At 60.8% G+C, this 20,175-nt stretch carries 15 protein-coding genes; 13 read left to right on the top strand and 2 right to left on the bottom strand.

Annotation, left to right across the window (positions count from 1 at the left end):
* Positions 1-75 precede the first annotated feature (75 nt).
* The 8 genes from C6V82_RS00675 to C6V82_RS00710 all read left to right on the top strand — a co-directional run bounded on the left by C6V82_RS00675 (position 76) and on the right by C6V82_RS00710 (position 10,870).
* Positions 76-402, top strand: coding sequence for a hypothetical protein (locus C6V82_RS00675; RefSeq protein WP_146009677.1), 327 nt, complete (start codon positions 76-78; stop codon positions 400-402).
* A 226-nt stretch (positions 403-628) separates the two neighbouring features.
* On the top strand, positions 629-1,471 hold the full coding sequence (locus C6V82_RS00680; RefSeq protein WP_229843083.1) for an SH3 domain-containing protein: 843 nt from the start codon (positions 629-631) through the stop codon (positions 1,469-1,471).
* Between the two features lie 594 nt (positions 1,472-2,065).
* Positions 2,066-3,139 carry a FecR family protein gene (locus tag C6V82_RS00685; protein WP_229843082.1) on the top strand — a complete coding sequence of 358 codons (1,074 nt, stop codon included), beginning with the start codon at positions 2,066-2,068 and terminating at the stop codon, positions 3,137-3,139.
* Entirely contained in the window at positions 3,123-5,498 is a 2,376-nt protein-coding gene (locus C6V82_RS00690; protein WP_102588458.1) for a CHASE2 domain-containing protein, read from the top strand. Before C6V82_RS00685 ends, C6V82_RS00690 begins: the two co-directional genes overlap by 17 nt.
* Before the next feature lie 347 nt (positions 5,499-5,845).
* Entirely contained in the window at positions 5,846-6,403 is a 558-nt protein-coding gene (locus tag C6V82_RS00695) for a fimbrial protein (RefSeq protein ID WP_102588457.1), read from the top strand.
* A gap of 107 nt (positions 6,404-6,510) precedes the next feature.
* A complete protein-coding gene (locus C6V82_RS00700) occupies positions 6,511-7,221 on the top strand; it encodes a fimbrial biogenesis chaperone (protein ID WP_102588456.1) in 711 nt (236 codons plus the stop codon).
* A gap of 72 nt (positions 7,222-7,293) precedes the next feature.
* Positions 7,294-9,849 carry a fimbria/pilus outer membrane usher protein gene (locus C6V82_RS00705; protein ID WP_219908164.1) on the top strand — a complete coding sequence of 852 codons (2,556 nt, stop codon included), beginning with the start codon at positions 7,294-7,296 and terminating at the stop codon, positions 9,847-9,849.
* Positions 9,839-10,870, top strand: a complete 1,032-nt coding sequence (locus C6V82_RS00710) for a fimbrial protein (protein WP_180978290.1) — start codon at positions 9,839-9,841, stop codon at positions 10,868-10,870. The genes C6V82_RS00705 and C6V82_RS00710 overlap by 11 nt, the downstream gene beginning before the upstream one ends.
* Here the strand turns inward: C6V82_RS00710 and C6V82_RS00715 are convergent.
* Positions 10,851-11,726, bottom strand: coding sequence for a tRNA (N6-threonylcarbamoyladenosine(37)-N6)-methyltransferase (locus tag C6V82_RS00715; protein ID WP_229843081.1), 876 nt, complete (start codon positions 11,724-11,726; stop codon positions 10,851-10,853). The genes C6V82_RS00710 and C6V82_RS00715 overlap by 20 nt on opposite strands.
* A 152-nt stretch (positions 11,727-11,878) precedes the next feature.
* Here C6V82_RS00715 and C6V82_RS00720 point away from each other — a divergent pair, with 152 nt between their 5' ends.
* Complete coding sequence (locus tag C6V82_RS00720; protein ID WP_102588453.1) at positions 11,879-12,424, top strand: GNAT family N-acetyltransferase; 546 nt, start codon at positions 11,879-11,881, stop codon at positions 12,422-12,424.
* 31 nt (positions 12,425-12,455) lie between these two features.
* Here C6V82_RS00720 and nadC read toward each other — a convergent pair whose 3' ends face one another.
* Complete coding sequence (gene nadC, locus C6V82_RS00725) at positions 12,456-13,298, bottom strand: carboxylating nicotinate-nucleotide diphosphorylase (protein ID WP_102588452.1); 843 nt, start codon at positions 13,296-13,298, stop codon at positions 12,456-12,458.
* Positions 13,299-13,423: 125 nt separating this feature from the next.
* Between nadC and ampD the strand changes: the two genes are divergently transcribed.
* The 4 genes from ampD (at position 13,424) to adk (ending at position 20,028) form a co-directional block, all read left to right on the top strand.
* Positions 13,424-13,993 (top strand): 1,6-anhydro-N-acetylmuramyl-L-alanine amidase AmpD, encoded by a 570-nt coding sequence (gene ampD, locus C6V82_RS00730; protein WP_102588451.1) that lies wholly within the window; start codon positions 13,424-13,426, stop codon positions 13,991-13,993.
* Positions 13,994-14,345: 352 nt separating this feature from the next.
* Positions 14,346-17,018, top strand: a complete 2,673-nt coding sequence (gene aceE / locus C6V82_RS00735; protein ID WP_102588450.1) for a pyruvate dehydrogenase (acetyl-transferring), homodimeric type — start codon at positions 14,346-14,348, stop codon at positions 17,016-17,018.
* 78 nt (positions 17,019-17,096) lie between these two features.
* Positions 17,097-19,076, top strand: a complete 1,980-nt coding sequence (gene aceF, locus C6V82_RS00740; RefSeq protein WP_102588449.1) for a pyruvate dehydrogenase complex dihydrolipoyllysine-residue acetyltransferase — start codon at positions 17,097-17,099, stop codon at positions 19,074-19,076.
* A 295-nt stretch (positions 19,077-19,371) separates the two neighbouring features.
* Complete coding sequence (gene adk, locus C6V82_RS00745; protein WP_102588448.1) at positions 19,372-20,028, top strand: adenylate kinase; 657 nt, start codon at positions 19,372-19,374, stop codon at positions 20,026-20,028.
* The last annotated feature ends 147 nt before the right edge of the window (positions 20,029-20,175 follow it).

The following is a 20,175-nucleotide window of genomic DNA, read 5'->3' on the forward strand; positions in this document are numbered from 1 at the left end:
CGCGTACATTGGAGCAAAGCGAAAAGGGGTCTGATCATGATCAACTATGGCCATATAGTGACATTTGGAGTGTCGGTGATAGCCGCGGTAGGCATTTCACTCGCGAGCCTGGGAGGCTTCGCTGAAGCCGACCAGCACGAAGCGCCGGCCCAGAGCTCCATCGATCAAAGCCAAGTGTGTGTCGCCAACAGTGATCAACAGGCGCTGGATTGTCCAGAGGGTGCCTTGTTCATGGCAAGGTTGAGCCAGCAGGAGGGTGAACTGAACACCTTGATGATGGAGAACCGCCTGTTGAACACCATGGCACTCTACTGTGATATCGAGCACCCCATCCACCAGACCAAGGCCGGAGTGCTCTGCATACTGACCCATGAGCGTATCTCTACGCCTGAAGAGGAGTAGAAAGAGGTTTGAGCGCATGGGGTCGACACAAAGTCCATGGAGATGGCGACAAGGTGGCATCATGACGTTTGCGGATGTTTCATCCATCGAGCCGCGCTCGCCTGTCAGACAGCCAGCCCTCCGGTTATCTGCTGGGCGAGTAGGTGGGTGGCGCCATTGCGCCTATGGCGTGTTGGCGTGGCTGTCGCTGTCCGTACCAGCCGTGCAAGCGGATTTCGAGGCCGGAATGAACGCCTTCCAGGAACAGCGCTATGCATCGGCCATTCACGAGTGGCGGGATCCAGCGGAGCGTGGGGACCCCGAAGCCCAGTTCGCGTTGGGCAGGATGTACGAGCAGGGTCTCGGGGTTCGTGAAAACCTGGAGGAAGCAGGCAAGTGGTTTCGTCTTGCGGCGGAGAGCGGTAACACGTTCGCGCAGGTGAGGTTGGGACAGCTTTATCTCGCTGGGCGTCTGGAGGGGAAGCCCGAGGATGCCATTCAGTGGTTGAGCCAGGCGGCGGAAGCGGGCGATGACGTCGCTCAATTCCAGCTGGGGCTGCTTTACCTGGAAGGCTCGGGTGTCTCAGTCGATGAACGCGAGGCGGCGCGATGGCTCGAGGTGGCGGCTGAGCAAGGCCATACGGGAGCGCAGAACAATATTGGCAGCCTGTATGAGGCGGGGCGCGGTGTCGTGCAAAGCGACACTCGCGCCATCGAATGGTATGAGAAGGCTGCACTGCAAGGCGATAGCCTGGCCCAGAACAACCTGGGAGCGATGCATGCCAGGGGGCGTGGCACCGAGCGAAATCATGCTTGGGCGGTCTTCTGGTTTGCCATGTCGGCTCAGGCGGGCAATCAACAGGCTAGAGACAATCTGGAGACAAGCCTGGAGCATCTCGAGGCACGTGCCATCGCCGGAAGCCGAGTGAACATCAGGGCGGCTGCTGGTACGGACAGCCAAATCCTCACCACCATGGATCGAGGGGAAGACGTCAAGGAGTTGGGGAGTGTGGACGGATGGAGCCAGATTTACCTGGAGGTCGAAGGTACTCCAACGCTTGGCTGGGTGTCGTCGAATTTGCTCGACTAACCAGTGAGTGGTCGAACTTATTTTGATGGATGTATTTTATTGTGACTGCTTTATTAGATTAAAAAAATAAAAGGTAATAACGCATTGATCGACTTGGGTTCGTTTATACGGCCTGAATTAATTAAGCTTAAAGCATCAGAAGGCCTTCCTTGGCCGGGCAGTCTTGATGCACATTCCGCTGTCCATGCGGAATCGGACACATCCTGGTGTCGTGCCTGTGTCACGTCCTTGATGTTGGCAAGGCAGGATTCTAAGGGTTAGTTGATTTTCCACAAGCGGACAAGTATAAAATTTAGTGAATTATGTGCTGGAGAATCAATCCCATGGTGGTATTTGCGGCAATGTAAAATATCATGGTTTTTTGAGACATTGCCTATAGGGGGGTAAGCCATGGATTGCATCGCAAGGAGCGTGCTCACACTGGCAATGAGTGTTGGGGTCTTGGCGGGCATGGTCCACGCACAACCATCGACTGAACCATCCGACTCTGCCACCCTTTACCACAAGGTACTGCCGGGAGACACGCTTTGGGGCATTTCCGAAACCTATTTTGGTGAGTCATCCTCATGGCCTTTGCTCCAGGATATCAACGCGGTGGATGAACCGCGTCACCTTCAGCCAGGCCAGATGATAGACCTCGGCGAAGTCGATCCCTTTCCCGTCACGGTCGCTCATCTCTCGGGAGAGGCCTGGCTGATTCGGGAGGGAGAGGCCGACCCCTTGGTGCATGGTCAAACCATCCATAACGGGGATACCCTGGAGACGGGCGGCAACGCGTTCGTGACGTTGATGATGAACGATGCGTCACGTGTCGTGTTGCCGTCGAAATCGCGCGTCACACTGGCAAGCGATGACGAAAACGGCCTGAGCGTCCAACTGCTGGAAGGGGAGGTGGAGTCGCTGGTTCCCAAGCGCCGATTGCCCCGTCAGCGCTTTGAGGTGACCACACCATTGGGCGTCATTGGGGTGCGTGGCACGCACTTTCGCGTTAACCATACGCCATCGCGTTCGCTAGGAAGTGTGCTCGAGGGAAGGATCAACTCATCGACGCAAGGCTCGGCGTCAGCTCGCTTGGTGGATGCCGGTCAAGGTGTGCTAATCGACGCTCAGGGTGGCCAGAATGTCGTCGATCTACTGGAGGCGCCACAGCGCTTGGACATTGTCAGCCAACGGAAAGATCTATTGCTGGAGTTGGCGTCGGTCGATGGTGCAGCGTCTTATCGCGTCCAGCTCTCGCAAGACCCCGGTTTCCTGACCATTAGCCGTGAAGCCTATGTGGCAGATGACGAGCTCAGATTGGTCGATGTCGATGAAGGCTTCTACCATGTTCGAGCTTCCGCCCTAGATGAGCAGGGGCTGGAAGGCCGCTACCTCACGCGAATCATCTATCATCGCCCCACCCAGGTCATGGCCCGCGAGCTGGACGGTGACAGTTGGTCGTTCGATTGGGCATCGTCGCCTGATGTTCAGTATCGCTTGCAGCTTTCCGCGGACCCCGCACACCGCCATGAACTGGTAGCGGTGCAGACCGACGAATCCGGGCCTGTGCGCTTGAACCGTCTACCGGCGGGTACCCTGTATTGGAAACTGGAGTCATGGCGTGAAGATGACGACGTTGAGCCGACACGACTTCTCGATTCGGGCAGTGTGAATGTCGACCCTCGCTAGGCGGGATCGAACCCTATACCGGCGATTCCTCGGCGTCTGGTGCCTGCTGCTTGTCGTGCTGTTGCCGGCCACCTGGTGGCTGCACCATGAATCGCGTCCCTTCACGGACGACTACCTCTACGATTGGTTGCTTTCCTGGCACGCCGAACCGGCGTCCCCGGATATCCTGCTGGTCAATATCGATGAGCGCAGTCTGGCTCGACTAGGTCGTTGGCCGTGGTCGAGAAGCACCCATGCACGGCTGCTGGATCGGTTGCGAGCGGGCGGAGCGCGCGCCGTGGCCTTTGATGTGCTGTTTCTCGAACCTTCGCAAGACCCCGAGGAAGACCGTGCCTTTGCTGCCGCCATCGAGCGTCATGGTGGCGTATTCCTGCCTCTCACCACTCACTCTTCCATTGCGGGTGTGCCGGGCGGGGTCACGTTGCCGATCGAGCCACTGCGTCTTGCGGCCACCGGGCTCGGTCATATCGATGTGCAGGTGGATCGCGATGGTGTGGTACGAAATATCGAACTGGAGAAACAACTCGAGAGCGTGCGCCTGCCTCAACTGATGCTTCGCCTGCATGAATGGCTCGAAGCGCAGGGCGTCGTGTCGAGCGAGGCGACCGCCAATGCCTCGACTCCGCCCTGGCGTGAGCGAGACAGCTCGCGAGTGCGAATTCCCTATCGTGGCCACGCGGGCCATTACGCCTCGGTTCCCTATGCCAGTGTGTTGGCCGGCGAAGTGCCCGCGTCGTTGCTCGAAGGGCGCATCGTGCTGGTCGGTATGACCGCGCTCGGCATGGGGGATCGATATGCCGTCTCCTTGCTTGGGCAAGGTGTCATGCCGGGTGTGGAGATCCAGGCGCAGCTTCTGGATGCGCTACGCGACCGCACGTTCATCCTTGAAGTGGACAGGAAACTCGGCGCCTGGATGGCGTGTCTGCCGGCGCTTGCGCTATTGCTTGCCCTGTTGATCGGGCGATTTCGTTATCTGGCCCGATGGGGCGCTGCCATTGGATTCGCGACCTTATTGGGTGTCGGCGGCGCCATGACATTGGGTTGGTGGTGGCCGCCCACGGTCAGCCTGCTGGGCCTGGTGGTGGTAGTCGTGCTGTTCAGTTGGCGAAGCCAGGCGGAGGCACTGTCCTGGTTCCAGCATGAACTGAAATCGTTGTCCTACTCGCCGGATGTGTTACCCGATCATTACGATATTGAACGCGACCAATGGGGTGGGCGTCTGCAGCAAAAGCTATTGGCATTGGATCACGCCCTGCAACGCCTCAAGGATGCCCGCTGTTTCATTACGGATGCCATGAACTCCTTGCCGGTGGCGGTATTCATCACCAGCGAAACCGGTGATGTGCTGCTCTCCAACCGCCTGGCGCAGGAGCTTCGGGCAACGGAATTCTCACGGCCTCTCGCCAATATCGAGACGCTGCTGGCAGCGATGTTGAACCGTGCCGAGGGCACCACAACAAGGCCAGGCGGATGGAATGAGCACCTGGGTGACCTGCATGGCCAGATTTGCATCGATTCCCGGCAGCACTGCTTTCGAATCGAAGTCTCGGCGCTGCGAACGTCAGCGGGTCAGGTGGGTGGAGTTTGGCTCTTGGGGTTCGTCGACCTTACCGTCGAGGTACGCGCAGAAGAGCAGCGTAGCCAGATGCTGCGTTTCCTTTCCCACGATCTCAAGTCACCACAAACCAGCGCCCTGGCGTTGATCGATCTGCAGCGCAACCCACGCACGAGCCTGCCACCAACGCTTTTTCATGAACGTCTCGAGCAGCGTATTCGTACAGCCTTGTTGTTGACCGATGACTTCATCCAGATCACACGGCTCGAGTCGTTTCAATTCGAGTTCCGGTTCGTGCTGCTGGAAGACGTGCTGCTCGAAGTGCTCGATCAGGCCTTGCCACTGGCACGCACCCGCGGCATTCATCTCGAGAGCCATATGAAGGACGACAGCGGCGGGCCGGTGATGGGCGAGAGGAGCTACCTTTCCCGGGCCATCTACAATCTCGTCGAGAACGCCATCAAGTACAGCGAGCAGGGTGACAGGGTGGACGTCTCGATATACCAGTGCGAACAGTCGGTCATGCTGGAAGTCAGCGACGAGGGGCTGGGCATCGAGCGTGAGGCGTTACCTTACATCTTCGAGAGCTATCGCCGTAGTCACACCGATGAGGTGGCCAGTGGGTATGGCTTGGGACTGGCCCTGGTCAAGACGGTGCTGGAACGGCACGGCGGGGGCGTGAATTGTGAAAGCCAGCAGGGAAAGGGAAGCCGCTTCTGGATCACACTCCCACGTTGTGAAGATATCGATGTCGAAGATGAGGAAGACATGGTGACCGGTGCGGAAAGGGATCGTATCGATTAATATTTTTTCATGTTGAATGAGCCTTGATGGAGTAATACAAAGACAACTCGACGTAGGACATAACCTACATCGATTATGGTGAAAACGATTTCAAATAAACAACAGTTAATTCCGCTGTGAACTAGTGTAAAAGCTATTGTGTGAGTTCTGTAATCTGCGAACCTTGCGTCGCGATTCGTGCAAGTCAGGAATCAACACCACTATAACCGTTTCATGATTCATTCATAAATCATGCGGCGTGGTGGATGAGATGCCCTGAATTGTGGATCGGCACTGTCTTGCACACTACCGGCCAAGCCGGATGTCGAGACGCAACGCCCATACGCACGTACAGGACTTAACTCAACATGAACACCAAGCAAATCGCGACTCTGAGTCTGGCCATCGGCCTCGCTTCCCTGGCCGCCAACGTCAACGCCGCCGACGGCACCATCGACTTCGAAGGCGAAGTCACCGCGGCCAGCTGCACCATCAACAGCGGCGCGCCGGATTTCTCGGTGATTCTGCCGACTGTATCCTCCGCGACGCTGAGTGGCGCCGGTGAAACCGCTGGCCGCACCCCGTTCACCATCAGCCTCACTGATTGTGTAGATGCCACCGAGGTGTCCACGTACTTCGAGCCGGGCCCGACCGTCGACTTCGCTAGCGGCCGCCTGATCAACCAGGTCGATCCGGCAGCGGACGGCGCCCAGAACGTGATGATCCAGCTGCTGGGGCAGAACAGCGGCTTCCTGCCGATTCAGGCCATCGGCGCCGATGGCAATCAGCAGAACTCCCAGTGGGTCACTGTTGATGAGGCTTCCGGTACCGCCGACCTGAATTATTACGCCGAGTACTACGCCGAAGCGGCCGCCATCCCCGGTCTGGTCGAGTCCAGCGTGCAGTACACCATCTCCTATCGTTAATCGTTTGACCCGGGGTCGTGGCCACTGGCCGCGACCCTTGCAGGATCATTCCGATTCAATAGCAGCCACCGCAAGCCAAGGTTTTGATTACGCACCAGGAGATTTCCATGCGACGCACACGTCTGGCCATTGTCACTCTGTGCCTGATGTTTGGCTGGTCGTCGTTGACTCAGGCGAGCATCGTGATCGGCGGTACCCGGGTCATCTACCCGGAGAATCAACGTGAGGTGTCGGTGGCGTTGAACAACTCCGGTGACACCCCGTCGCTGGTACAGGCCTGGGTCGACGAGGGCGATGCCAGTGTCAGCCCCGACGATAGCGCCGCGCCGTTCGTCATCTTTCCCCCGATTTCCCGCGTCGAGCCCGATGCCGGGCAGACGCTGCGGCTTGTCTTCAGTGGCGAAGGCAGCCTGCCCGCTGATCGTGAATCGCTGTTCTGGTTGAACGTGCTGGATATTCCGCCACGCCCCCAGGCCGGTGAAGAGGGCTCACGCAACTTCATGCAACTGGCATTTCGCTCGCGCATCAAGCTGTTCTATCGCCCCGCAAGCCTGGAGGGCCGCGCTAGCGGTGCACCGGAACAGTTGCGCTGGCGCGTGGCGGGCGGGGAGCTGCGGGTCGATAACCCCACTCCGTACCACGTGAATCTCAGTGGCCTGATAGTCGGCGGCCGCGAGGTGGATATTGGCGAGGGCCTGATTCCACCACGGGGCAGTACCACCTACCCGCTGCCCGCTGGCGTTTCATCACCGCGCCAGGGCGAACTGACCTTCATCAATGATTATGGTGGCCGCGCCACGCGGGAGTTCTCCTTCTAGGAGAGTCGTAGAGATAGGCCTGTAGTAGTGACGTTCCCGCTACAAAGAAACAGCACCGGAGAGGATTAGGTGATGGTTATGTGGTACTCCGCGGAAAGTGGGCACAGCGTGCCTCGTCTGCTTCTCTCCTTGGTGGTGATGGGGGCGGGCTTCGCCTGTAATACTGCGCAGGCTCAGCAAGCGCAAGGCCAGGGATTTGATTTCGATAGTGGCTTTCTCCAGGGGCAATCGCGCGGCATGGATGTGAGCCGCTTCGCCGAGGGCTCGCCGGTGATGGCGGGGCGCTACTTGGCCGATGTCTACATCAATGGCGATTGGCTTGGGCGGGAAGAGGTGGAGTTCAAGGTGCCCGAGGGAGAAGAGGACGCGCGCACCTGCTTTACGCTTGAGCGTCTTGACCAGCTAGGCGTCGATACCCAGAAACTCGACTTGCCTGATGTCAACCTCGATACCTGCCTGCCCCTTGAGGCTTGGGTAGAAGGTGCCTTCGCGCGCTTCGATACCGGCGTGCAGCGGCTCGACCTCAGCGTTCCCCAGGCCAGCATGCGCCGCTCGGCACGTGGTTATGTCGACCCGAGGCTTTGGGAGCCCGGTATCAATGCCGGTTTCCTGAACTACAATTTCAACGCCTTTCATAACCGCTCCCGGGGCAGCGTGGCGGCCGACGACGGCACCCTGGTGGATCGCTGGAACACCTCGGATCTGGCATTGCTGAACATGGATGCGGGCTACAATCTGGGCGCCTGGCAATTGCGCCATAGCGCCAGTTACAGCGTGCGTGACGGCGACGCCGATTGGCAGAACATCGCCACCTATGCCAAGCGGCCGTTACCTGGTTGGCACAGCGAACTGCTGCTGGGGGACAGCTTCACCGATGGTAACTTGTTCGACTCGGTGGGGTTTCGCGGCGTCAACATCGCCACCGATGACCGCATGCTGCCAGACTCGCTGCGTGGTTACGCCCCGGTGATTCGCGGCACGGCGGAGAGCGAGGCGCGGGTCGAGGTGCGCCAGCGTGGTCAGCTCATCTACCAGACCGCAGTCTCCGCCGGACCCTTCGTGATCGATGACCTCTACCCGACCGGCTATGGCGGTGACCTGGATGTCACGGTGATAGAGGCGGATGGTCGCGAGCGTAACTTCAGCGTGCCCTTTGCCGCCGTTCCGCGCATGCTGCGCGAAGGCCACCAGCGCTACGATATCACCGTGGGTGAAGTGCGCGAGGCGAGCGTGCAAAGCGACCCCATGCTGGCCCAGTGGACCTACGAACACGGCCTGACCAACTCCCTGACCGGCTACACCGGCATGAATGTCAGTGATGGCTATGTGTCGGTTCAAGGTGGCGCGGCGGTGGCCACGCCGGTGGGGGCGGTCTCCTTCGACGTGACCCAGGCGAAGACCAAGTTCGACGATAACCCCACTCGGCAAGGGCAGAGTTACCGGCTCGGCTACAGCAAGCTGGTTGACCCGACACGCACCAATATCAGCGTGGCCGCCTATCGATATGCTACTCAAGGCTTCCTCGGCCTGCGCGAGGCGGTGCTCGCTCGTGACCTGGAACAACAAGGGCTGGATATCGATGCGCTGCGCCGTCGGCGTAGCGAACTGCAATTGACGATCAGCCAAAGCTTGCCGGAACACTATGGTTCGCTGTACCTCACCGGCTCCTGGCGGGATTATTGGGATGACGAAGGCGACACTCAGAATTTCCAGGTGGGCTACAACAACCGTTGGGGCATTGTGAACTACGGCATCTCGGCGCTGCGCACCACCGACGCGTTTGGCGATGATGACATGCAGTACTCGCTGAACCTGTCGATGCCGATCACCACTGGTGCCGGCTCGGCAAGTCTGTCCAGTTCCCTTGGCCTGCGGGATGGCGATTACGACAGCAGCCGTATCGGCTTGTCGGGGCGCGCCGGTGATGAGGGACGCTTCAACTACAACGTGACGGCCAGTGACGGCGCGAACCGCGACCCCCAGGGCAGCGTGACCGGGCAGTACCGCAGCGATATCGCGCAGTTGCGGGCTTCGCAGAGTGTTAGCCGCAATTCTCGACAGACCAACTTGGGCGCCAGTGGCACCGTGGTGGCGCATGGCGGGGGAGTGACATTCTCGCCCCAGCGTGGCGATACCCTGGTGTTGGTCGAGGCGGATGGCGCCGCCGGCGCGGAAGTGGCCAGCTCAGCTGGCGTACGTGTCGATGGCAATGGGTATGCGGTGGTGCCGTTCGTGTCTCCTTACCGCCAGAACGTGGTGTCGCTGGACCCCAATGGCATGTCCACCGAGGTCGAACTGAAGAACACCCGACAGACAGTGGCGCCTTATGCCGGTGCCATCGCCCACGTCAAGTTCGAGACCGTGGCAGGGCGTGCGCTGTTGATTCGCGTGCGGACCGCCGATGGCGAGCCGTTGCAGTTCGGCTCCCAGGTCTACGATGAAACCGGCCAGCCGGTGGCCATCGTGACCCAGGGAGGGCGTATTTACCTGCGGACCGAGGCCGAGAGCGGGCGTCTCAGAGTCGAAGGCGAGGGCGATGCACCCGACTGTTACCTCGACTACAGCGTCGCGTCCGGGACGCCATCCGATTCTGGCTATACTCATCTGGAGGCCCACTGTGAACGCTGAACTCAAGAGCACCAAGATGCACAAGGCCGGATTGTTTTCGCTGTTGGCTACGGTGCTGCTGTTGCCGGAAGCGGCCAAGGCATGCACGATGAATGATCCGTATCATCAGGCCCAGAATATCATCATGGAATTGGGTCAGGTGATCATTCCCCCGGATGCCGAGGTGGGTGAGATGCTGGCCGCCCAGGAATTTCCTATCACACGAGTGGCAGATATCATTGATTGCGGAAGCAGCGGTGGTTTCGCCTATGGGGATATTCAGTCAGGCCAACAGCCCAGTGCAATTGACCCTGAAATTTATACCACCAATGTTCAGGGCGTGGGGATCCGACTGTCTCGTAGGCTCGTTGGCAGTAGCCTGGCTGATCTGGTGGTTTATCCACATACATTTTCTCTTAATCCCAATACCAATTACAGCCTTGCGGAGGGCTATTTTCGCGTCGAGATTTTCAAGATCGCCCAGCAGACTGGGTCGGGTCCGTTGTTACCAGGTCAGTACACCAGTTATTACATTGGCGGTTACCAAGACACACCGATTTTGACCTCCGAGGTCGTGGGCGAGGGCATCACCGTGGTGTCGTCGTCCTGCAAGCTGGATGCCGGCTCGCGCAATATCGCTGTGGATTTCGGCAGTGTGCCCAGTGCCCGTTTCACCGGGGTCGGGGTGACCCATACCCCGCGGGATTTCTCGATCGGCATGACCTGCAACGGGCCGAATGTCGGCGAGGATGTCGCGGCGTTGTCGTTCGAGTACACGGCCGACACCGCTGCCCCTGCGGCGGCGGGCGTGATTCGCCTGCAGCAGGGAGTCGATGCCGCCAGTGGCATGGGTATCCAGTTGCTGGGAATGCCCGGCGAAGCGCCGGTGGCCAATGGCGAGGTACTTGAATTGGGCACCGTACAGGCCGGCCAGGAACGTCAATTCACCCAGGATATGCGTGCCCGTTACTACCAGACGCAGGCAAACGTGACGTCCGGGCTGACCCGCGCCCAGGCCACCTTCAATATCGAATATCGTTGAACGAAACGATAGCTTCCACCACCAGCGTCTCGTGGCCCTCGGTCGTCGAGACGCTGAATCGCACGTCCACGTCTCTCAAGCGAACCCCATAGCGTCGGGTGTCACCCCCCTTGCGGTAGCCGGGGCGTGGATCCTGGGCGAGGACTTGAACGATCAGCTCGCGCAACGCGGCGGCGTGGGGGTGGTTGGCCAGGTCCACTTCAGCCTGGTCAGAGAACGTGACGGCCAGGCAAACAGGTGCTTGCGGCGCGAAGCCCGCCCGGGCTTCCGGATGGGCTTCCGCCCAGGGCAAGTAGGGCTTGATGTCGAGTACTGGGGTGCCGTTGACCAGATCGGCACCTTTCAGATGCAGGCGCACGCCGCCCCGGGTATCGATGTCAACGAGCTCGACCAGCGACAGGCCGAGCCGGTTGGGGCGATGAGTGCTGCGGCTGGCGAATACCCCGACCTTGGCATTACCCCCCAGACGAGGCGGGCGAACCAACGGCGACCACTTTTCTGGCCCGTGTTCGGGGCTGTTGTTTCCACCCCGCTCAGGGCTGTTTTTTCCACCCCGCTCAGGGCTGTTCTTGAACCCCCGCCCAGGGCTGTTCGTGAACCCCCGCCCAGGGCTGTTCGTGAACCCCCGCTCAGGGCTGAGATGAAAGATAAAGGTCAACCAGATATGGCTGAAGTCATCCAGGCCGCGCACCGCCAGCGGGTCATCGTAGGGCGGTAGCAGTACCAGGCTCGCCTGGGCCGCTGGGGCAAGCCCTGGCTGGCGTGGAATGCCGAACTTGTCGGGGTAGTCGCTCTTGATGACCCCGATGGGGGTCAGCGTTAAGGCGTCGGGGGGCATGTGATCGTGCGTTGACATGGCGCAAGTATGCCTGCTCGCTGGCATCGCGACGAGAGGGGATTGGCCAGCCTCTTGCAGTTGTGTAGTCTGCCGTGTCGGCTGCGCACAGGGAGCGTCGCGTCTTGCCGCTTGCTCGCCGAATCGCTACCTATGCAGGGTTGATGTCAATAATGATACAAACCATTCCTCAGGACGTGTCAGCAGCGCTCGACAGGCACCCTACCGCCCCTCGTATCGTCTACCGCCAAGCCCAGGCCCGTGATGCCGCCGACCAGGCTGAGGTCTTCCATCATGCGGTGATGCAGGGGGCCATGGCGCATTATGATGTCGCGCAGCGCGAGGCCTGGGCCAGTGCCCTGCCGCGCGATGCCAGTGCCTGGGCGGCACGCCACGCGCTCTACACAACGCTGGTGGCTAGCTGCGATGGGCGTTGCGTTGGCTTCTTGGAGCTGGATCTCTCGGGGCAACGCATTGTCACCCTGTATGTCTGGCCGTCTCTGGCCCGGCGTGGCATCGGCAGCAATCTCCTGGTGCATGCGGAACGCCTGCTGGTGGAGCACGGTGCGAGTCGGGTGATCCTCGATGCGAGCCTGGTGCTGGCCGATGGGCTACTGCGGCGCGGCTGGATCCAGCTTGGCCAGGAGACGGTGGAGCGGGGCGGCGAGCAACTGCGTCGTATGCGCCTCGAGAAGCGCCTGGTGGCCGTCGAAACCTGAAGCGGCCGACTTTTAGGGGGCTCGGGAGTGTTCAGTCGATCAGGCGCATCGACAGGTCGATGGCTTTGACATCTTTGGTCAGCGCGCCGCTTGAGATGCAATCCACGCCAGTCTCGGCGATGTTGCGCAAGGTGGTTTCGTCGACATTGCCGGATGCCTCCAGAATGGCGCGACCGCTGGTGCGCCGGACTGCTTCGCGCATGTCGGCAAGCGAGAAGTTGTCGAGCATGATGATGTCGGCGCCAGCCGCCAGGGCCTGGTCCAGTTCATCGAAGGTTTCCACTTCGACTTCCACGGAAAGTTCACGGGCTATTGAACGTGCGGCCTTGACCGCCCCCTCGATGCCGCCACATGCCGCGATGTGGTTCTCCTTGATGAGAAACGCGTCGAACAGCCCGATGCGGTGGTTGTGGCCGCCACCGCAGGTCACCGCATATTTCTGCGCCAGGCGAAGCCCGGGCAGTGTCTTGCGGGTATCGAGCAGCCGAACGCCGGTGCCTGCCAGCAGCTCTACATAGTGTCGAGTGCGGGTAGCGGTGGCGGAAAGCGTCTGCAGCAGGTTCAACGCGCAGCGCTCGCCGGTCAGCAAACTGCGCGCCGGTCCCTCCAGTTCGAGGAATGCCTGCCCGGCCTCGAGGGCATCGCCGTCGGCTGCCTGCCAATGCAAGGCAACACTGGCATCCAGGCGCCGGAACAGCTCGTCCACCCAGGCCACGCCGCACAGCACTGCCGCTTCGCGAGTGATCACGCGGGCGCGAGCATGCTGGCGGGCGGGAATCAGCTGGGCGGTGATATCGCCTGCGCCGACATCCTCGGCCAGCAAACGGGCGGCGGCGTCGCGAATCTCTTCGGCAAGGGCGTCCTGGTAATGCATGGCGAAATGTCACTCTCGTAGTGAAGCCTTGGTCGGCGAGACAGCTAGGCAGTGGTCGTCTTGGACGTTCATTATAGGGAATCGATAAGCGATGCGTCAGGGGGGGGGAGATGTCGATCAAGGGAATGTCGATTGATCAAGGATGGTTGGATGGGGCGCGATGGGTGCCATCGCCGAATTTCGATACCCGCCCAAGCGGCGAGATCTCGCTGCTGGTGCTTCACTCTATCAGCCTGCCGCCGGGGCAGTTCGGTGGGGTCGCCATCGAGCAGCTGTTCACCAACCAGCTCGACCCGGCGGAGCATCCCTTCTATGCCACCATCGAGGGCCTGAAAGTATCGGCCCATCTGCTGATTCGTCGCGATGGCGAGTGCGTGCAGTTCGTGCCCTTCGACGGCCGGGCATGGCACGCAGGGCGCTCGCGCTGGCGCGATGGTGGCCGCGAACGTGACGCGCTCAATGACTTCTCCATAGGCATCGAGCTCGAGGGCGATGAACTCACGCCCTACACGCTTTTTCAGTACCGTACACTCGCGGCGGTGACGTGGAGCTTGCTCGAGCATTACCCTGCCTTGAACGCCCAACGGATCACCAGTCATGCCCATGTAGCCCCTCTGCGCAAGACCGATCCGGGCGCCGCGTTCGACTGGGCATTCTTCCGGCAAATGCTGGGTAGGGTCGCAAATCCCCAATAGAGTGAAAAAACATAGCGGATTAATCGATTAAGTGACTTGGCTTTGAATCATACGGTAGTTCGGCTACAACTCCTTGTCCTTGGTCGAATTCCCCTGAGGCATGTGCATGTAATGCCTTGTGTTGCGATGCAATATTGGTTTTACGGAAATAATTTCCATCTTTTCTTGAATTGGCAGGCACAGGCGTTTACGGTATCTTCCTGGCAACAGCGGCACTTAGATCGCGTCGTCTTGTAAAACTACTACACAACCCCCGACATGCGGCGTGTAGGCCTCTTCACAAGAGAGCGCACCCAGGCCCCCTGCGCTGCGGGGCACCCGACACCCCCCATCGTCATTCGGAGAGACGTCTATGAGTCTGGAGGCAAGAGAAGATCTCGATCCGGTCGAAACCACGGAATGGCTGGAATCCCTGGAATCGGTCGTCGATCGTGAGGGCGAGGAACGCGCCCGATACCTGCTGACCCGCCTGGCTGATCGCTTGCGCCGGGATGGAACCCAGGCCCCCTTCTCGGTGACTACCCCGCACCGCAACACCATCCCGGTGCATCGCGAAGCCCCCATGCCGGGGGATCTGTTCATGGAGCGGCGAATCCGCTCGCTGATCCGCTACAACGCGATCGCCCAGGTGATCCGCAACAACCGTGCGAACCCTGGCTTGGGTGGCCACATTGCCAGCTTCATGTCGGCGGCAACCCTGTATGACGTGGGTTTCAACCACTTCTTCCGTGCGCCGAATGGCGATTTCGAGGGTGACCTGGTGTACATCCAGGGCCATGTGGCGCCGGGGGTGTACTCGCGCGCTTACCTGGAAGGTCGCCTGACCGAGACCCAGATGGACAAGTATCGTCAGGAGGTCGATGGTGACGGTTTGTCGTCTTACCCGCACCCCTGGCTGATGCCGGATTTCTGGCAGTTTCCCACCGTGTCCATGGGCCTTGGCCCGATCCAGGCCATCTACCAGGCCCACGTGATGAAGTACCTGCATTCACGTGAAATGAAGGACATGCATGATCGCAAGATCTGGTGCTTCATGGGCGACGGCGAGTGCGATGAGCCGGAATCCCTTGGCGCCATCCACCTGGCCAGCCGCGAGAAGCTCGACAACCTGATCTTCGTGGTCAACTGCAACCTGCAGCGTCTCGATGGCCCGGTGCGCGGCAACTCGCGGATCATGGATGAGCTCGAGGGCGTATTCCGTGGTGCCGGCTGGAACGTCTTGAAAGTGGTCTGGGGCCGCCTGTGGGATCCGCTCTTCGAGAAGGACAAGAAGGGCATCCTGCAGAAGCGCATGGATGAAGCGGTCGACGGCGAGTACCAGAACTACAAGGCCAACGGCGGCGCCTACACACGCGAGCATTTCTTCGGCAAGTACCCGGAGACCGCCGAGCTGGTCAAGGATCTTTCCGATGAGGATATCTGGAAGCTCAACCGCGGCGGGCACGACCCGTTCAAGGTCTACGCGGCTTATCACCAGGCAGTGAACAACGCCAACGGCCGCCCGACCGTGATCCTTGCGCACACCGTCAAGGGCTACGGCATGGGCAGCGGCGATGGCGAAGCGGCCAACGAAGCCCACCAGGTCAAGAGCATGGAGTACGAGGCGTTGCGCACCTTCCGCGACCGCTTCGGTATTCCGCTCTCCGACGAGCAGCTCAAGGACGTGCCGTACTACAAGCCGGAAGACGACTCGCCGGAAATGAAGTACATGCACCTGCAGCGCGAGCGCCTGGGCGGCTACCTGCCGTGGCGTCGCAGCGACTTCGAGTCGCTGCCGATTCCGTCGCTGGAGGACAAGACCTTCGCCTCACAGACAGGCGGCTCCAAGGGCCGTGAAGTGTCTACTACCATGGCCTTCGTTCGCGTGCTCAATGGCCTGGTCAAGGACAAGAAGATCGGCAAGCAGGTGGTACCGATCGTGCCTGACGAAGCCCGTACCTTCGGCATGGAGGGGATGTTCCGACAACTCGGCATCTATACCTCCGAGGGCCAGAAGTACGAGCCCGTCGACAAGGGCCAGATCATGTTCTACCGCGAGGACAAGAAGGGCCAGATCCTCGAGGAAGGCATTTCCGAAGCGGGCGCCATGTCGGCGTGGATCGCCGCGGCGACCTCCTACAGCAACCACAACCTGCCGCTGGTGCCGTTCTACGTCTACTACTCGATGTTCGGTTTCCAGCGTATCGGCGACCTGGCCTGGGCGGCGGGTGACCTCCAGGCGCGCGGTTTCCTGGTCGGCGGTACCGCGGGGCGGACCACGCTCAATGGCGAGGGCCTTCAGCACCAGGACGGCCATAGCCACCTGCAGGCGTCGACCATCCCGAATTGCCGCAGCTACGACCCGACCTATGCCCATGAGGTCGCGGTGATCCTTCAGGATGGCCTGAAGCGCATGTTCACCGACAAGGAGAACTGCTTCTACTACCTGACAGTGATGAACGAGAACTACGAGCAGCCCGAACTCGAGACGGTTCCCGCCGAGGATATCGTCAAGGGCATGTACCTGCTGCGCGAGACCAAGGGAGACAAGGCGCGTCTCCAGCTGCTTGGCAGCGGTACCATCCTGCGCGAAGTCGAGGCGGCCGCCGAGATGCTCAGCGATGAGTGGGGCGTGGGCGCCGACATCTGGAGCGTCACAAGCTTCAATGAGCTGCGTCGCGAGGCGCTGGGGCTCGAGCGCGAGGCATTCCTGAATCCGGATGCCGAGCCCGCCAAGCCACATGTGACGAAGTGCCTGACCGGGCGCGAGGGACCGGTGGTGGCTTCCACCGACTACATGCGCCTGTTCGCCGACCAGGTCCGCGCCTGGGTGCCCAGCGACTACTATGTACTGGGGACAGACGGTTTCGGGCGCTCCGACACCCGCGAGAAGCTGCGTCACTTCTTCGAGGTCGACCGCTACTTCGTCACCTTGGCGGCGCTCAAGGCGTTGGCGGACCGTGGTGAGCTGGATCGCAAGGTGGTCGGTGAAGCCATCGCCAAGTATGGCATCGACCCGGCCAAGCCCAACCCGCTGGTGGTGTGAGGCGTCGATCGACTGATCCGGTGACGGCGGGCGCAGCAGGCCCGCCTGTTCCAGGCACGATTTGGAAGGAGCGCGACCTTGAGTAGCGAAATCATCAAAGTTCCCGACATCGGTGGCGATACCGATGTCGAAATCATCGAGATTGCGGTGTCGGAAGGCGACGTGATCGAGGCCGAGGACACCCTGATCACGCTGGAGTCCGACAAGGCCAGCATGGATGTGCCGGCGCCGAAGGGCGGCAAGGTGCTGAAAGTACTGGTCAAGGAGGGCGACAGCGTCTCCGAGGGTGACGATATCGTCGAACTGGAAGTCGAGGGTGGGGGTGACGCCGAACCTGAGGCACCGAAGGAGGAACCGGCCGCCGAGGCGCCGAAGGCTCCCCCCGAAGCTGCCGAGAAACCGGCCCCCAAGGCCGCCGGCGGTGGCAAGCAGACCGTCGATATCAAGGTGCCGGACCTGGGTGGCTCCTCGGATGTCGAGATCATCGAGGTGGCGGTGTCGGAAGGTGAGGAGGTCGAGCAGGAAGCGACCCTGATCACGCTGGAGTCCGACAAGGCGTCCATGGATGTGCCGAGTCCGCACGCGGGCAAGGTGGTCAGCCTCACCGTCAAGGAGGGCGATACCGTCTCTGAAGGCGATGTGATCGGCACCATGGAGATTGCAGGCGAAAGCGGTGGCGATGAGGCCGCACCGGCTGAATCGGCTCCCGAACCCGCCGCCGCCGAGCAGCAAGCGCCGGCCGAACAGGCCAGTGGTTCCGGCGAGCCCGAGCGCCGCGAGATTCGTGTGCCGGACCTGTCCGGATCCAGTGACGTGCCGATCATCGAGATCGGTGTGGCGGCAGGGGACGAGGTCAACGAGGAAGATCCGTTGATCACCCTGGAGTCCGACAAGGCCTCCATGGACGTGCCGAGCCCTTACAAGGGCAAGCTTCTCGAGCTCACCGTCAAGGAGGACGATACGGTCTCCGAGGGTGACCTTATCGGCTACATCGAGGTGGCCGGCGCCGCCAAGCCCCAGCCGGCTGCCAGCAAGGCCGAGCAGCAGGCACCCGCGGCCAAGGCCCCTGAGCCGACACCTGCGGGCAGTCCCAGCCCCGAGGCGCAGATGGCCGCCCACAAGCCGCGTGACGGCAAGCTGGTCCATGCAGGCCCGGCTGTGCGCATGCTGGCTCGCGAACTGGGGGTCGACCTTGGGCTGGTCAAGCCCAGCGGCCCCAAGGAGCGTGTGCTCAAGGAAGACGTGCACAACTACGTCAAGCAGGTGATGGCGGGGCAGGGCAAGTCTCAGGCAGCCTCGGCGGCAGCGGCCGCGGGCGGAAGCGGTATTCCGCCGATCCCCGACCAGGACTTCAGCCAGTTCGGCGAGGTGGAAGAGAAACCCATGGGCCGCCTGATGAAGATGGGCGCGACCAACCTGCATCGCAGTTGGGTCAATCTGCCGCATGTCACGCAGTTCGATGAAGCCGACATCACCGAGCTTGAGGCCTTCCGCAAGTCGATGAAGGCCGAGGCCGAAGCCCAGGGTGCCAAGCTCACGCCGCTGCCGTTCCTGGTCAAGGCCTGTGCTTATGCACTGCGTCAGTACCCGCAGTTCAACGTCAGCCTCAAGGCGGATGGCGAGACAGTGGTGTGGAAGAAGTACGTCCACATCGGCCTGGCGGTGGATACCCCGGACGGTCTGATGGTCCCGGTGATTCGTGATGCCGACAAGAAATCGCTGATCGACATCGCCAAGGAGTCCGTGGAACTGGCCAAGAAAGCGCAGTCGAAGAAGCTCAAGCGCGACGAGATGACCGGTGGTTGTTTCACCATCTCAAGCCTTGGCTCCATCGGCGGCACGGCGTTCACGCCGATCGTCAATGCACCGGAGGTGGCCATCCTCGGCATTTCCAAGGCGCAGATGAAGCCGGTGTGGGATGGCAAGGCCTTCGAGCCGCGGTTGATGATGCCACTGTGCCTTTCCTACGACCACCGGGCGGTCAATGGCGCCGATGCGGCGCGCTTCACCGCACTGTTGGGGCAGTTGTTGACTGATATCCGTCGCCTGCTGCTGTAAACTCAGGCCGATGATTCGACGACGGCGCCGCAAGGCGCCGTCGCTGTTTGTGTTTCCGGTCGCGTACTGTTCACGTGCGACATGTTCAGTATGTTCTGTGCTACACGAGGCGTATTCGGCCGGGGAAGACCAAAGTGCAACTTTGTCGTCAGCGGCTTGATCTGAAAACGATTTCCCGGTTTTTCATGAAGATGTTCAGCCCCGGTTGCTTGTCTGGCGACGAAGCCACGGTTATCGTTCCTTCCCATCCAATTCTTCATTCCTTACGACCACTTATTTTACGAGGAACATAAACATGCGTTTGATCCTGTTGGGCGCCCCCGGCGCCGGCAAGGGCACCCAGGCCCAGTTCATCTGCGAGCGCTTCAATATCCCGCAGATCTCCACCGGTGACATGCTGCGTGCCGCCGTCAAGGAAGGCAGCGAGCTTGGCGTTAAGGTCAAGGAGATCATGACCAGCGGTGGCCTGGTGTCCGATGACATCATCATCGCGCTGGTCAAGGAGCGCATCAGCCAGCCCGATTGCCAGAATGGCTTTCTGTTCGATGGGTTCCCGCGGACCATTCCCCAGGCCGATGCGATGAAGGAAGCGGGCGTGAAACTCGACCACGTGCTCGAAATCGCCGTCGAAGACGAGGAGATCGTCAAGCGGCTGGAGGGTCGCCGTGTGCACCCGGGCTCCGGGCGCGTCTATCACGTCGAGTACAACCCCCCCAGGGAAGCCGGCAAGGACGATGTCACCGGCGAGCCGGTGATCCAGCGTGACGATGATCGTGAATCCATCGTGCGTAACCGTCTGGCCGTCTACCACGAGCAGACCGCACCGCTGGTCGACTACTACCAGGCCTGGGCCGCCAAGGACCCTGACGTTGCCCCGGCTTATCATCGCGTCGAGGGTGTCGGCAGCGTCGATGAGATTACCGGGCAGGTGATCGAGGCCCTCGAGGGCTGAGCATTTTCATAGAAACCGCAGCTGGCTGATCAAGGGGCGCCGGGGACAGGCTGAAGAGGAGGTCCGATTCCAGGGATGGAATCGGTAGCGTACAGGGATGTATTTACAGCGCCTCCTCGATGGTCCGGCACCCCGGAGCCTGTCGCC

Origin of the sequence: Halomonas urumqiensis (genome assembly GCF_003028575.1) — a bacterium.
In the GTDB taxonomy this organism is placed as follows: Bacteria; Pseudomonadota; Gammaproteobacteria; order Pseudomonadales; family Halomonadaceae; genus Halomonas; species Halomonas urumqiensis.

Excerpts from the sequence above, each read along its gene's own strand:
- ampD (WP_102588451.1), top strand. The coding sequence starts at position 13,424 with ATGTCGATTGATCAAGGATGGTTGGATGGGGCGCGATGGGTGCCATCG.
- C6V82_RS00705 (WP_219908164.1), top strand. The coding sequence starts at position 7,294 with ATGGTTATGTGGTACTCCGCGGAAAGTGGGCACAGCGTGCCTCGTCTG.
- C6V82_RS00680 (WP_229843083.1), top strand. The coding sequence starts at position 629 with ATGAACGCCTTCCAGGAACAGCGCTATGCATCGGCCATTCACGAGTGG.
- C6V82_RS00695 (WP_102588457.1), top strand. The coding sequence starts at position 5,846 with ATGAACACCAAGCAAATCGCGACTCTGAGTCTGGCCATCGGCCTCGCT.
- adk (WP_102588448.1), top strand. The coding sequence starts at position 19,372 with ATGCGTTTGATCCTGTTGGGCGCCCCCGGCGCCGGCAAGGGCACCCAG.
- aceE (WP_102588450.1), top strand. The coding sequence starts at position 14,346 with ATGAGTCTGGAGGCAAGAGAAGATCTCGATCCGGTCGAAACCACGGAA.
- C6V82_RS00720 (WP_102588453.1), top strand. The coding sequence starts at position 11,879 with ATGATACAAACCATTCCTCAGGACGTGTCAGCAGCGCTCGACAGGCAC.
- C6V82_RS00715 (WP_229843081.1), bottom strand. The coding sequence starts at position 11,726 with ATGTCAACGCACGATCACATGCCCCCCGACGCCTTAACGCTGACCCCC.
- C6V82_RS00700 (WP_102588456.1), top strand. The coding sequence starts at position 6,511 with ATGCGACGCACACGTCTGGCCATTGTCACTCTGTGCCTGATGTTTGGC.
- C6V82_RS00690 (WP_102588458.1), top strand. The coding sequence starts at position 3,123 with ATGTCGACCCTCGCTAGGCGGGATCGAACCCTATACCGGCGATTCCTC.
- nadC (WP_102588452.1), bottom strand. The coding sequence starts at position 13,298 with ATGCATTACCAGGACGCCCTTGCCGAAGAGATTCGCGACGCCGCCGCC.